Here is a 13,664-nt window from a genome sequence, read left to right as displayed (position 1 = left end):
AAAACTGTTGGTCAAAGCATAAAAAGGGTAGATGCTTATGAGAGGGTATCCGGAAAATTCCGGAAAATATTGAGCACGAGATCGGCCATGCCATCGCAGCCAACGGTGCTACCGCATGGCGCCATTTATATGATGTAAAGAATATCCGCGCCGATGCTTATACCGTCTATACAAATGCACCGGCAGGCGGAGCCATGAGGGGTTACGGTATTCCCCAGTTTTGCTTCATATCCGATGGATGATGGATGATCTGGCCTATAAAATTTCCATGGAAATATCCGGAACCAGACTTATCCTCAATCAGGACGGAAGTGTCCATCTCCGGACCGGTGCCGCAGAAATCGGGCAGGGTTCCGACACTGTTTTTACACAGATGGCCTCCATGCAGGTCCACGGCGATATGTCCGTGGGCATAGGCTATGGTCTGAGTGAGCAGATGCTCCTGGATGAAAAGACCGGGCGCGTACTGAACGGCAGCCTGTTAGACTACAAACTTCCCACTATGATGGACTCCCCGGATCTCTGTTTGGACTTTGTAGAACTTGAAGATCCAACGGCCCGTTCGGAAACAAGGCTCTGGGCGAGCCTCCCGCAATTCCTCCTGCCCAGGCCATCCGCAATGCTTTTCTTCACGCAACCGGGATTCCCGTCAATGAGGTCCCTCTTTCACCTCAGAGGGTATTTGAGGCATTGAAAAAATCTGATTATATATAAGGGGGATAAATGGAGTTTTCATCGAAAACCACGGAACGATCTCTATTGGAGCTGCTGCGTCCTGTGCAGGACCGATCTTTCTACCCGGACACTGAAAGATGTGAGAGAATCCCTGTTAGAGATGCTCAGAAACCGTCTTGGCCTGACTTCCGTAAAAAAAGGCTTCGAGGTGGGAGAATGCGGTGTGCCCTGCGGGTATGACATTATGTCCATTTTCTACATGACTGGAGTGAGGCATTCTAAGAGCCGAACGGAAATCATGTGGAAAATGTCATGAATTACAGATTACCGAAATGTTTTAAATGGTCTCGGAGTCTTAAATATTCCGGTGGCACTGCCCACCAGCTCGTCCCCCACATATGCTTTTCCCATGAAATTCATGATCGTTTTTCCAGTGGATACAGCTTCGGCTTTTACTGTCACTTTAGATCCAATGGGGATTCCCTTCAGAAAGGAAGTGGAGAGCTGGACCGTGGGTGCGATATCATAATCGCCCAGTCCGCTTGTCAGCGTGCCAAAGGTGATGTCAAACATCCCCACCAAAGATCCCCCAAACATAATATTAAATCCGTTTCGGTGGAAATCCCCGACCTCATATTCCATCGTCACACGTTTTTCATCATAATTGTAATCCACAATCTTTCCTCTCAATTCATTGAAAATACTGTGGTCGCTCACATGGCGGATGGCCTCCACTCTGCGCCTCATATTTTTTTCAAAACTCTCACGGTTACCCATAAGATTCACTTCCCTTCTTTTTGCTTTCTGATAATTTTAACACAGATGACTCCTTTTTGCACACCTTAACGCGCGAAGTGCGCCAGGTCCAAAGGACATAAAATACGATGTGCCCTTTGGGTATAATTTTTCTGTTTTATGTAAATGCTACCTGTAACAGATGTATTTGAAAGGAGTTTCATTATGGATAACCAGAACTTATTAAACGAGATGTATCAAAATCTTCAGATGGTGTTAAATACCATGCCTGAGCTCACCCAGGCCACCTCAGACTGTGATCTGAAAGGTTGTCTAGAACAGCAGGAACAGCAGTTCCAGGACTTTTTTTCAAGAGTCAAACAGGCTATGACAAAAGACATGCAGCAGCCGGAAGAAATCGGCGAAATTCAGAAAAAATATGCGGAATGGATGACCAAGATGAAAGCCCTCGCCGACAAATCTACAAGCCATTTAGCAGAAATGTCCATCCAGGGATATACCATGGGAATGATCCAGCTGATACAGAGTTCTCATAAAAACTGTGACGCTTCCAAGGACAATTTGTCGATGGCATCTGATCTTGTAAAACTCTACGAAGAAAGTATCGATAGTTTAAAAAAGTATTTGTAAAAAAACAATGGTTGTGGTATGATAATTACTGTTATTAGTGAATGTATAGATCACGTCCGGGTAGATGTTGCATTGCTATGTATCCCTCTGGAACGTGATCTTTTTATTTCGCTGATAATGAAAGTAATGTTAATTTTTATTTTTAATGGAGGTACCCAAATGAACACTGGTACAGTAAAATGGTTTAACTCAGAAAAAGGTTACGGATTTATTTCTCAGGAAGGCGGAGACGATGTATTCGTACACTTCTCAGCAATCTCAGGTGATGGATTCAAGACTTTAGAAGAAGGACAGCAGGTTAGCTTTGAAATCGCAGAAGGACCTCGCGGAAAACAGGCTGAGAACGTATCCAAATTAGCTTAATCTTTTTCTTTTTGAATTAAATAGATTTTGCAAGAATCCCACAGACGGTGCACACCACTGTCTGCGGGATTCTTTATTTCATAGAAAATTCTGCGGCCTTCCCTCCTTATCCTTTCAGGAACAAACCACTTCTATTCCTTGCTTTTCCAGGACCTCCTTTGCATGGTCCGGTATCTGTGCGTCGGTGATCAGCCGGTGGAACTCCTCCGCTTTTGCATAGGAACAGATGGTGCGTTTTCCGATCTTTGAACTGTCACAGATAAGATATTTCCACTCTGCGATCCCCATCATCCCTTTTTTGATCTCTGCCTGTTCCAGATTCGGCGTGGTGGCACCTTTGGCCAGGGACAGGGCATTGGCAGACATAAATGCCTTATCTGCAGACAGATTTTCCAAAAATTTAAGTCCCATGTTGCCCACCGTACATTCAAAATAGTTTCTCACATGACCGCCTAAAAATATGAGATAAATCCCCTGATGTCTCTGAAGTTCCAAAGCGATTTGGAGGTCATTGGTCACCACCGTCAGATTATTTGCATCCTTTAAGAGCTTGGCGAGTTCCAGCGTCGTCGTCCCGCTGTCCAGGAGGATCATATCGCCGTCTTCGATCATTGCTCTGGCAGTCTTTGCAATCTTTTGCTTTTCTTCCATCCGTTTATCTTTTCTCGCTGAGATGGACTCTTCCATGTCCAGGACATCTTCATTCAGCATGGCTCCTCCGTGTGTCCGGATGAGTTTTCCAGCTCTTTCAAGCTCTGTGAGGTAAGTACGGATCGTTGTTCCGCTGACCTGAAACATTTCGGTGAGCTCCCCGATGCTCGTCCTCTTATTCTGCCTTAGAAGCTCCATGATCTTTTCTTTTCTTTCTTCTGCAAACATGCGATCCCTCCGTGCTTTTCGTGTACTTTTTGTTAAGATAAATTATAGCACAGCGGCCTCAAAAGGAAAAGCCGCGGGAACTACCGCCCCCGCAGCTTTGCTTCTGCTATTTCGTCAAAATGTGATATAGTTCTTCTACGTCCCTGTCATCTACAATCTTTCTCACTGCCTCCTCCTGATTCAGAGTGAGTGCGACATTTGAAAGAATAGACAGGTGTTCCTGGTCGGCTCCTGCGATCCCGATAACCAGTCTCACTGTCTCGTCATTCCAGAGTATTCCGTCCGGTACGATCAATGCGGCAATACCCGATGCCTTGATTTCCTTCTTGGCCTCCAGAACACCGTGCGGGATAGCGATTCCGTTGCCCAGATTGGTCGGATTTTCTTTTTCCCTTAAAAGCATGCCCTTCTCATAGCTTTCTGTGACATATCCGTCTTTTAAGAGCATCTGCGCAATCATATGGATTACATCTTCTTTTGTTTTCGGCTGATCTGTCACTTTGATATTTTCCTTTTTCAGTACTGGAAGAGGATTTTTCTCCTCTGTCAGTTTTCTTACGATCTCATCATACTTTGGACTGGAAAGGAAGTTATCCACGGAGATATGTATGGCCTCCGGACGCTCTCTCATAGCCCGCTCCGTCAGTGATTCATGGGTGACAACCACATCCACGTCTGCCGGAAGATTCGGGATCGCCACGTTTTTCACCTCGATATCAAGACCTGCCTGTTTTGCCTTATCTTTGAGTATAGAGGCTCCCATGGCACTGGAACCCATCCCTGCGTCACATGCCACATATACTTTTTTGATGACTTTCCCTGTAAAATCAATGACTTCCCGTGCACCGATACGGCCTCCGCCTCCTGTGCCTTCTGCTTTCATAGAGTCTTTCTTTGCCACTGCCTTCTGGAGCGCTTCTTCATCGGAGTCACGGCAGAGTCTCAGGATAAACGCGCCGACTCCAAATGATACGGCAGTGGATATGAGCATTCCGGCAATGATCGGAAGATAGTCAGATTTCGGTGCCACTGCCAGCACGGAAAAGTAACTTCCCGGTGAAGCGGTTGCTACCAGTCCGCAGTCAAACATCTGGAAAATAAAGTTTCCTGACACCGCACCGCAGATAGATGCAAGGATCATCTGAGGCTTCATAAGGATATATGGAAAATAAGGTTCATGAATTCCGCCGAACGCATGGATGATTGCTACACCAGGCGCTGTTTTTTTCGCTGTCCCTGTGCCAAAGAATGTATAGGCCAGCAAAACTCCAACTCCAGGACCCGGATTCGGCTCCAGGATAAATAAGATTGATTTTCCTGCCTCTGCTGCCTGGGTGATTCCCAGAGGTCCAAGAATTCCGTGGTTAATAGCATTGTTAAGGAACAGAACCTTCGCAGGCTCAATAAAAATACTCGCAAAAGGTGTAAGGCCGTGATCGATGATGACATTTACACCGGCAGACATCACATGGTTTAATACCTGCACAAACGGTCCGATCGCAAAAAATGCTGCCAGTACTAAAAAGATTCCGAGAATCCCGCAGGAAAAATTGTTGACGATCATTTCAAATCCCGGTTTTACCCTGCCTTCAAACAAACGGTCCACCTGTTTCATGCAAAGAGCAGCCAAAGGCCCCATGATCATGGCTCCCATAAACATCGGAATATCAGATCCTACGATAACTCCCATGGTAGCTGCCGCACCGATGACCCCGCCGCGGTCGCCGTAAAAATTCTTTCCTCCCGTATATCCGATCAAAGTAGGAAGCAGATACTTTAACATCGGATCGATCAGTACGGCAATCTTTTCATTTGGAAACCAGCCTGTCTTTAAAAACATCGCCGTAATCAGTCCCCAGGTGATAAATGCCCCGATATTCGGCATTACCATGCCGCTTAAAACTCCTCCGAACTTCTGGATCCTGGCACGGAATCCTGTCGCTTCATTCCCCATAATTTCCTCCTATCCTTCTTATAGCATAACTATTTTTTTCTGTACAATTGATTCATTCCCCGCCTTCACAATTTTCACTGCCATTTTTCCGTCATGGCCGCTGCATTCCACTTCGCCGTCATTTAAAATCGCTTCAATAAAACTTCTGTCTTCCAGGAGGTACGCATCTTTGAACAGATGAGTCCAGCTGTGCATCGCAGGTTTCTTAAGCTCATGAGTCTCATTGGCACTTGTAATCTTCTTTTCATGCATATCCCCGATACAGATCACCCCTTTTGTGCCAAGGATCTCGACTCTGGCATCATAGCCATACTGCACATACTGTGCTCCCTCAATACAGGCGTGCACTCCGTTTTCAAATTCTGCATTCACGATTACATTGTCATAAAAATCCGGATACTGGTCTGCGATCTCTTTATTCCGGAAGTTCCCTCCCAATGCATAGACACTCTTTAATTCACCTCCTGCAAACCACCGTACCGTGTCAATGTCATGACTGCACACCTCCGCCAGCGGGCCGTTGCTTTTTTCAATGTCATACATCCACTCACGCGGCTTGCTCGGCCCTCTCGTGTGGGATTTCACCAGGACCACGTCCCCGATCTCTCCCTCTTCGATCATTTTTTTGGCTTCCCTGAAGCTGTCGTCAAACCGTCTCATAAATCCGATCTGGAGCTTTACGCCGTTGTCCTCTGCGGCTTTGATCATCTCGTCACATTCTTCTTCATTCATCGCCATAGGCTTTTCACAGAAAATGTGTTTTCCCGCATTGGCCGCAGCCACTGCGATTTCTCTGTGATATTTGGTCGGGCAGGCAATGATCACTGCGTCAATCTGTTCATCACTGAGCGCTTGCTTATAGTCCTGGTAATAAGTCCCGATTCCAAGCTCCTCTGCCGCGGCTTCGGCTGTGCTGATATCCGGGTCACATGTGGCATAGATCTCTCCGCCCGGAACACTTCCCGCCATATTTCTCGCGTGAATCATCCCTGCTCTGCCGGAACCGATCAAACATACTCTAACCTTCTTCATTTTGTCCACCTCTTTAGTCCTGTTTTTTTAATTCTTCCACAATTTCCACGCCCGCACTGGTTCCCAGACGCTCCGCTCCAGCTTCGATCATTTGAAGCGCTGTCTTTAAATCTCTGATTCCTCCTGCAGCCTTGACTTTCACCTCATCACCGACTGTGGTCTTCATGAGCTTCACATCCTCCGGCGTAGCCCCTCCTGTACCGAATCCGGTTGATGTCTTGATAAAATCAGGTTTTACTTCTTTTGCTATTTCAGCTACTTTCACCTTTTCTTCATCGGTCAGGTAGCAGTTTTCAAAGATGACCTTGCTGATCACGTCGGCTTTTCTGCACTCTGCCACGATCTCTTCCATCTCTTTTTTTATGTAGTCATAATTTTTGTTCTTTAATTCTGCAATGTTGATGACATAGTCGATCTCGTCCGCGCCTTTTTCGATGGCATCTTTTGTCTCAAATACTTTACATTCCAGAGTTGTCTGTCCCAGCGGAAATCCTATGGCTGCCCCTACGTGAACCGGAGACCCTTCTAAAAGACGTTTGCACCGTTCTGTCTGCGCAGGATTGATGGCCACCATCTTAAAACCATATTCTCTGGCTTCACCGCATAGTTTTTCGAACATTGCCTCATCGGCAAAAGCTTTCAGGTTTGTGTGGTCTACCATACCTGCTATTTGATCTGCACTTAACTTCATTTCTGATTCCTCCATTTTGTTTTCTTTTATTATCTTTTATTTTATACTTGTATATTATCATATTAACTTTCATTTTTCAAGTAAAAATAAAAGAAAATAAAACTTAATGAAAGTTATATGGAAATGAAGACAAAAAAAATAAGAACTTCATGTATGTTTACACAGAATTCTCCTCATTCAATAAATTATTCATATTACACAAACAGAACAAATCTGTCTGTTTTCTGCATGCCCTAATACAATGTTTGTTTTTATTTATCCCATATCCCCAGGGGCGTACACTGGTAGTAGTAAAATTTCAATACAATTAAATATCGAATAGAGTGCAAATATAATATTAGATTTGCACTCTTTACTTTCAAGTTTTACCTCTTTAGAATTGGAGTGATATAATATTATTTAATTTGGATTGGTTTTATATTATGGTCTAAAAAGGAGAAACAACTATGAGCATGAAAACACAAAGGTTAATAGTGATAAGGAAGTATTCACAACAACTTATCAATAACGCTGACAGACAGGGTGCAAACAAAAGCAGAGAATATATCACTTTCTTTAGTGGTCGGTTCTCTGCTTTTCTGTTACGCAATAGAACGCCGTTTTTGAGGGCAGACATATAAAACCCTTACCCCGTCATTTCAACGCCCGCAAACCTGCATAAATCAAGGGCAAAATAACTCCTACTGCGTAACAAACCCCATAATAAATAGAGGGCGAAAGCAGTTTACTGATTTCGTCCTCTTGACTGACCAAAAGCAAAGGCGGGAAAAGCTGTCAAGGGCGCGTAGCGCGAAGTTTACCCTTGACAGCTTTTCCTGTCTTTGCTACTTCCTAACGGTCGAAGCGGAATTTTAATATAGCTTCAACCAGTTTTGCTTTTAGTCTGTCCTGTGTATCGTCATTGATATGCCCCTTATACCTAGACAGATACTTGATGTATCCTGTATAATGCCGTAATACTGCGTCTATTGCTTCCGGCTCTCCGGCAACCGCTTTTTCGATTACTTCAAAAGGTATCAGCTTCTTGTTTCTCATGCTCCAGTTTCTCCCATTCCTTTCGCAACTGTTTCAGTGCAATATTTCGTCTGCTGTTTATCGTGCTTCTGCAACGCCCGTATAGTCTGCCGATTGCTTCATCACGATAGCCGACAAAGTAATAAAGCAACAGGACTTCCCGTCTTAATTTCGGCAATTTTGACAATGCTGTTGCTAACTGTTCATTATCAACTATCACTTTCTTTCTCAACACAAGAAATGCAGTCGGCTTGTCCTGTTTTTCAAAGTAACTATCCATAGCAGACGGTTCAAAAAATCTTTCCGACATCAGATATTCAAGGGATATTTCCCTTGCTTCTTTCCGCTTCAAATCCCGCCATGCGTTGATTGCTTCATAGCGCAGGACAATCTTACAGAACGCATTGAACGCATATTCAATATGCTCTATGAACTGTTCAGAATATCTCATTTTCTCTCACCCCCTTTCTTCCCGGTAGGGGGCTATTACAACAAGAACCCATGCAGAATTTATCCGCATAGGTTCTTGGGTAATATGAGTTATTAAGACATACTAAATGATATGTGTATTCATACTCACAGACACAATAGTATTTGCCGGTAACTTGGCTTTTTTTGGCAGGTCATTAACTATCCTATTTTGTTGACATATTTTGTGTTTCATCATAACTCCTGCTAATATACGCAATATATAATCTGTAAAATTTACAGAAATGCTCACTATTTTTGAACATAAAGAAAGCCGACAAACTGTGATTTACCACAAGTCTGTCGGCTCTGCGTCTTATGTGCGTCTGGCTCTTTACTTTTATTCAGTTTTTCTAATAACGATTATATTTAATTTTTTTACATCAATCAAATTTTCCTGTTTACATTTAGGGCAAAAAAGAGGAAAATTTTTTAATTCTGTGTCTGCCCGTATCTGCAGCCTCGTTTTATTTCCGCAGACAGGACAGCGTATCCATTGCAAAGTCTGCATTGAATCACTCCCTCTTTAAGATTACTTCTTAAAAATATCAACTGCATGGCTCGTAACTCCTAATAAATCTTGGCGCTCACAAATAGCAAAGTGATATTTCAGATATAGTTGAAATGTTTCACTGTCCATAGCATCAATAGCTTCTCGCATAAATAAAGAGCAACCGTCCGCCGCAATATAGTGAAGTCTGGTTGTTGGGAATATCGACATTAAATCATCTATATCCTCTTTACGAACAAGCTCAAACAAATCCTTTGGTTCCGATTTTGCGGCAAATGTTTCAGCATTAAGCAGCCCATTTTTTACATATTCAGCAACATTGATATTGTTTCGGTGAAATCCCTCGTCAAGCAAACAACCATCGGAAATAACATATGCGGCAAAAATTATGCCTCCCTGCTTTGTTACACGGATTGCTTCACGAATGGCCTGCCTCTTATCCTCTTTCGTATAAAGATGATACAGAGGGCCTAACAGAAGTGTAATGTCATACTGATTGTCCGGAAAAGCAGACAAGTCTAAGGCATTTCCTTGAATAATAGAAATATTCTCATGTGGTAAAGTATTTCTTTGAAAAGCTTCTATGTTATGTTCTATCAATTCTACTGCGTCAACTGCATAGCCCTGACGCGCCAACGCATGAGAATATCGTCCTGTACCAGCACCAACTTCAAGTACACGATTACCATGCTTCAAATACCTCTGTATATAACGCATGGTGGTAAGAAATTCTACTGAACCATGTTTTTGCTCAAGACGCCTATCCTCGTCATAGTTATTGTAGAAGTCGATTAAATATTGGTTTGCTTTCATTCTGATACCTGCCTTTCTTGAAAATATTATTTAATATCCTTTTCAGCCGCAAAAGCAGACAAAAAGTTTAACAGCATTTTTTCTATATCATCATTATCCAATGACATTTTCCCTGTTGCAGTCAAGACAGCGATACCATGAGAATAAAGGAATAAATCTAAAAATATCTTCTTTGCACGCTCTAATTCTATACCTGTCATTTTTGAAAATGCTTTTGCCTTTTCCACATTACCGATTTCTTTATAAAAATCATTAGCTACGACCATATCTAAATCCATATCATCTATAAATAAAAGTTTGAATAAATATGTTTCCTCTTTTGCAAATGCAATATAGGAAAGCGGCAGAAGCAGACAGGGTTTTACTTTCATAGATGCATTGTAGTTAGCAACATACTGATTATAGTATTCAAAAGCAAAATCAAGAAAATCCTTTTTCAATTCCTCCATGTTTTCATAACAGGTAAACATAGGGCGTGTGGAACATTGCAACTTATTTGCTATACTCCTTGCGTTTATGCTTTCATATCCTGCTTCTTGTGTAATCTTTAAAGCAGCGTTCAAAATCATGGATTTTGTTATTTTGACTTTGGGTGGCATATCATTACCTCTTTTTACAAAATTTTATATGTTACAATAGTTGCATAACTAATGTAACATATAAAAAAGGGAAATGTCAATAGGATTTTCGTATTTTCCTCTTTCTGAAAAAAAGTAAGTTTTATTTTTCTAAGCTTTTGGCATTTCCCAAACTTCCCCGTATTAAGGAACAAGGAAAACTTTTTGAAGAATTTCTCTCAAAACTTCGTCATTTCCGCCCTGTGCGGTGTTGTAGGTAATGAGAGGATTTTCAAGGGGGTTTGGGATTCTTCCCAACAAGCAAAATCTGTCCGAAAGCCGCAGGCGAAAACGGGCAGATTTACGGAAAAGGGTACTCTTTTCCTATGCTTGCTCCGAAACTTCTCACTTTAACAAATACGGAAAGGAAGGGAAAAGAATGGAATGGGATATTGAAATCAAGGATAGTGAATTTGTACCGCAGAACAGGAAACCAACAGAGGAAACCGTTTGCTACAAAATCGGCGGCACATACTATGAAGTGTCTACCTCCTGCGGCGGCTCGGAACGGCTCCGCGACAAGATGATACGGCTCATAAAATCGGAAACCGTCAAAACGCCCAATGACAAACAGGGATAGGCGATGTATAATAAGTACAGCACTACTGTTTGTCGGGCGTTCATTACAGGAGGAATGAACACATGACAGCAAATACAAATAAGCCCGGACAGATAACAGCATTATACGCCCGTCTTTCGCAGGAAGATACGTTAGAGGGCGACAGCAACAGCATTGTGAACCAGAAAGCAGTCCTCTCCAAATATGCGGCGGACAATGGCTTTTCCAATCCCGTTTTCTTCATTGACGACGGTGTATCGGGAGTGACGTTTGACAGACCAAATTTTAACCGCATGATTGCGGAAATTGAAGCCGGAAACGTGGCGACGGTCATAGTTAAGGATATGTCACGATTAGGGCGTGACTATCTGAAAGTCGGCTACTATACGGAAATCTTTTTCGTGGAACGTGATGTACGCTATATCGCAATCAATGATGGTGTGGACAGCGCAAAGGGTGACAATGATTTTACCCCGTTCCGCAATCTGTTTAACGATTTTTACGCCAAAGACACAAGCAAAAAGGTACGGGCAATCAAACGGGCGCAGGGCATGGCGGGGGAACATCTGACAAAACCGCCCTATGGCTACATGGTAAGCCCTACCGATAAAAAGCAATGGATTGTGGACGAGGAAGCCGCCGCTGTGGTGAAGCGGATTTTTGACATGTGTATTGCCGGAAAAGGCCCTATGCAGATAGCAAGAACCTTAAAGACAGAAAACATATTAACCGTTAAAGCCTATCACGCAAAGCAGAAAGGGAAACCGCTTCCCGAAAACCCGTATCAATGGCATGAAAGTACGATTGCGGCAATGTTGGAGCGTATGGACTATTGCGGGCATACGGTGAACTTCAAAAGCTATTCCAAATCCCACAAGCTGAAAAAGAGGATTCCAACCACAAAGGAACAGCAGGCAATCTTCCGCAATACCCATGAAGCTATTGTAGAAGAAGCCGTTTTTGAACGGGTACAGGAACTAAGGGCGAACAAACGTCGCCCTCCTAAAAAGGCAGACCGACAAGGGCTGTTTTCCGGCTTGGTGTACTGTGCGGATTGTGGGAGCAAGCTACACTTTTCTACTTGCAAGAGTTTTCGGCAAGGACAAGACCATTACCGCTGTGCAAAGTACAAAAGCAACATGGGAAGCTGTACGGCTCACTTTATCCGTGAGGAAGCCTTGAAGCAGATAGTATGGGGTAGAATATTTGATGTGACCGCCCTTTTCTATGACGACATTACGGCTTTCCGGGAAATGATGTATGCACAACGTTCAAGCGCAACAGAAAAGGAAATGAAGCGCAGGAAACGTGAAGTCGGACAGGCACAAAAGCGGATAGCAGAACTTGACCGTATCTTCAAGCGGATTTATGAGGACGACATAAGCGGCGCAATCAGTCACGAAAGATTTTTGAAACTATCCGCAGAGTATGAAGCGGAACAGCGGGAACTGGAAGAAAAGGTCAAGTCCGAACAGCAGGAAGTCAATACCTATGAACAGAACAAAAGCGACTTTGACAGCTTTTCCGCGATTATCCGCAAGTATGTGGGGATAAAGGAACTCACACCAACAATCGTCAACGAATTTATCAAAAAAATCATAGTCCATGCGCCGGAAAAGGTGGATGGGAAACGGGTACAGAAAGTAGATATTGTTTTCAACTTTGTCGGGGAAATCAATTTCCTTTCTGACACGCAACCGAAACGGCAAGGCGCATAGAAACTCAAAAGACGGTAAAGCCCTTGTAATCGGGGCTATACCGCCTTAATCGAAAATACTTCCCTATAACGAAAAACATAACGATTATTAGGTATACTTTCCGTTCTTACCAATACAAAAAAGATAACCGTATTAGAATTAGCGGTGGAATATCCATTATGGAAGAGTATAAAATAAATACAAATATTCTATCCTTTGCTGATACTGAAAAAATATATACAGCATTAAATGCATTAAATAGTATTGAAAAGGACGAAGCAATCACGAATTTAATTGCAAAACTTGTTCCTGTTCCAGAAAAGGATATTTTCACCAAAAGTCAGTATGTTATTAATCTTTCCTCTTGGTTTAATGATGAATTCACTTATGAAAAAGCAACTTCTTTACATCAAGCAATTTGTAATCAATGTTGCGTAAAAATAGAATATTGTTCTAATAAAGGTCGTACAGTTAGGACTGTAGAACCACATAAACTGGTTTTTAAATGTTCATTATGGTATCTATACGCCTATTGTCAAGAGCGAAAAGATTTTCGTATGTTTAGGCTTAACCGCATTGTTTCTTTTGAAATAGCAGATGTTAAATTTCAGAAGCGTCCAACTGATATAATTAAATTTGACACAAAATATGGAGCAAATTTATTTTCTAAAGAATATCGAGATGGATATGTCAAGGTTGTGCTTGAGTATGACCAGAAAGACGAATTTTCTTTATCATCAAAAATTGATGCTTCTTTCTTTCATAAAGTGGAGGGCTCTTCTGAGAAATCACAAATACAGTTTTATACATCAGATTTAGCATGGACAAATGAACTTGTATTTAGTATGCTTGATAAGGTTAAAGTTATATCTCCTCTTGAATGGTGTGGTATAAAAAAAGTTGACAGTTTATTCTCAAGGATTTCATAATAAAACCAAGAGAATAAGGAGGTATTCAAAGTGGCACGTAAATATGACCATGAATACAAAGTACAGGCAGTAAAAC

General features: G+C 42.5%; 15 protein-coding genes and 2 pseudogenes. 7 read left to right on the top strand and 10 right to left on the bottom strand.

Going from position 1 to position 13,664, the window contains the following annotated elements:
* Positions 1 to 86 precede the first annotated feature (86 nt).
* Both QGT46_RS06420 and QGT46_RS17495 read left to right on the top strand, forming a co-directional pair.
* A pseudogene (locus tag QGT46_RS06420) lies at positions 87 to 714 on the top strand (molybdopterin cofactor-binding domain-containing protein); the annotation flags it as partial.
* A gap of 61 nt (positions 715 to 775) precedes the next feature.
* A pseudogene (locus QGT46_RS17495) lies at positions 776 to 940 on the top strand ((2Fe-2S)-binding protein); the annotation flags it as partial.
* 59 nt (positions 941 to 999) lie between these two features.
* Here QGT46_RS17495 and QGT46_RS06410 read toward each other — a convergent pair.
* Positions 1,000 to 1,452, bottom strand: coding sequence for a PaaI family thioesterase (locus QGT46_RS06410; RefSeq protein ID WP_024726679.1), 453 nt, complete (start codon positions 1,450 to 1,452; stop codon positions 1,000 to 1,002).
* A gap of 183 nt (positions 1,453 to 1,635) precedes the next feature.
* On the opposite strand from QGT46_RS06410, the gene QGT46_RS06405 reads away from it, so the two are divergent.
* Together QGT46_RS06405 and QGT46_RS06400 are read left to right on the top strand one after the other, a co-directional pair.
* Positions 1,636 to 2,061 (top strand): hypothetical protein, encoded by a 426-nt coding sequence (locus tag QGT46_RS06405; protein ID WP_024726678.1) that lies wholly within the window; start codon positions 1,636 to 1,638, stop codon positions 2,059 to 2,061.
* Between the two features lie 159 nt (positions 2,062 to 2,220).
* A complete protein-coding gene (locus QGT46_RS06400) occupies positions 2,221 to 2,424 on the top strand; it encodes a cold-shock protein (protein ID WP_006565614.1) in 204 nt (67 codons plus the stop codon).
* Positions 2,425 to 2,538: 114 nt separating this feature from the next.
* Here QGT46_RS06400 and QGT46_RS06395 read toward each other — a convergent pair whose 3' ends face one another.
* The 9 genes from QGT46_RS06395 to QGT46_RS06355 form a co-directional block, all read right to left on the bottom strand.
* Positions 2,539 to 3,303: a DeoR/GlpR family DNA-binding transcription regulator gene (locus QGT46_RS06395; protein ID WP_024726677.1), complete on the bottom strand. Its 765-nt coding sequence runs from the start codon at positions 3,301 to 3,303 to the stop codon at positions 2,539 to 2,541.
* Positions 3,304 to 3,409: 106 nt separating this feature from the next.
* The gene (locus QGT46_RS06390) at positions 3,410 to 5,257 is read right to left on the bottom strand and encodes a PTS mannitol transporter subunit IICBA (protein ID WP_148458733.1); all 1,848 of its coding nucleotides are present in this window, start codon (positions 5,255 to 5,257) and stop codon (positions 3,410 to 3,412) included.
* An 18-nt stretch (positions 5,258 to 5,275) separates the two neighbouring features.
* Complete coding sequence (locus tag QGT46_RS06385) at positions 5,276 to 6,289, bottom strand: Gfo/Idh/MocA family oxidoreductase (RefSeq protein ID WP_148458734.1); 1,014 nt, start codon at positions 6,287 to 6,289, stop codon at positions 5,276 to 5,278.
* 13 nt (positions 6,290 to 6,302) lie between these two features.
* A complete protein-coding gene (gene deoC, locus QGT46_RS06380; protein WP_148458735.1) occupies positions 6,303 to 6,995 on the bottom strand; it encodes a deoxyribose-phosphate aldolase in 693 nt (230 codons plus the stop codon).
* A gap of 816 nt (positions 6,996 to 7,811) precedes the next feature.
* A complete protein-coding gene (locus QGT46_RS06375) occupies positions 7,812 to 8,015 on the bottom strand; it encodes a helix-turn-helix domain-containing protein (RefSeq protein WP_148458736.1) in 204 nt (67 codons plus the stop codon).
* Positions 7,987 to 8,445 (bottom strand): RNA polymerase sigma factor, encoded by a 459-nt coding sequence (locus QGT46_RS06370; protein WP_148458737.1) that lies wholly within the window; start codon positions 8,443 to 8,445, stop codon positions 7,987 to 7,989. The genes QGT46_RS06375 and QGT46_RS06370 overlap by 29 nt, the downstream gene beginning before the upstream one ends.
* Positions 8,446 to 8,802: 357 nt before the next feature.
* Entirely contained in the window at positions 8,803 to 8,973 is a 171-nt protein-coding gene (locus QGT46_RS06365) for a cysteine-rich KTR domain-containing protein (protein WP_148458738.1), read from the bottom strand.
* Positions 8,974 to 8,994: 21 nt separating this feature from the next.
* Positions 8,995 to 9,786 carry a class I SAM-dependent methyltransferase gene (locus tag QGT46_RS06360; RefSeq protein WP_148458739.1) on the bottom strand — a complete coding sequence of 264 codons (792 nt, stop codon included), beginning with the start codon at positions 9,784 to 9,786 and terminating at the stop codon, positions 8,995 to 8,997.
* A gap of 26 nt (positions 9,787 to 9,812) precedes the next feature.
* The gene (locus QGT46_RS06355) at positions 9,813 to 10,385 is read right to left on the bottom strand and encodes a TetR/AcrR family transcriptional regulator (RefSeq protein ID WP_148458740.1); all 573 of its coding nucleotides are present in this window, start codon (positions 10,383 to 10,385) and stop codon (positions 9,813 to 9,815) included.
* 397 nt (positions 10,386 to 10,782) lie between these two features.
* On the opposite strand from QGT46_RS06355, the gene QGT46_RS06350 reads away from it, so the two are divergent.
* The 3 genes from QGT46_RS06350 to QGT46_RS06340 all read left to right on the top strand — a co-directional run bounded on the left by QGT46_RS06350 (position 10,783) and on the right by QGT46_RS06340 (position 13,588).
* A complete protein-coding gene (locus QGT46_RS06350) occupies positions 10,783 to 10,983 on the top strand; it encodes a hypothetical protein (RefSeq protein ID WP_051405269.1) in 201 nt (66 codons plus the stop codon).
* Positions 10,984 to 11,045: 62 nt separating this feature from the next.
* Positions 11,046 to 12,680: a recombinase family protein gene (locus QGT46_RS06345; RefSeq protein ID WP_301590028.1), complete on the top strand. Its 1,635-nt coding sequence runs from the start codon at positions 11,046 to 11,048 to the stop codon at positions 12,678 to 12,680.
* A gap of 158 nt (positions 12,681 to 12,838) precedes the next feature.
* Positions 12,839 to 13,588 carry a helix-turn-helix transcriptional regulator gene (locus tag QGT46_RS06340; RefSeq protein WP_148458741.1) on the top strand — a complete coding sequence of 250 codons (750 nt, stop codon included), beginning with the start codon at positions 12,839 to 12,841 and terminating at the stop codon, positions 13,586 to 13,588.
* The last annotated feature ends 76 nt before the right edge of the window (positions 13,589 to 13,664 follow it).

Origin of the sequence: Anaerostipes faecis (assembly GCF_910574135.1) — a bacterium.
Taxonomy (GTDB): domain Bacteria; phylum Bacillota; class Clostridia; order Lachnospirales; family Lachnospiraceae; genus Anaerostipes; species Anaerostipes hominis.
Note: the sequence above shows the minus strand (reverse complement) of the source record. Positions and strands in the feature narration are given on the sequence as shown.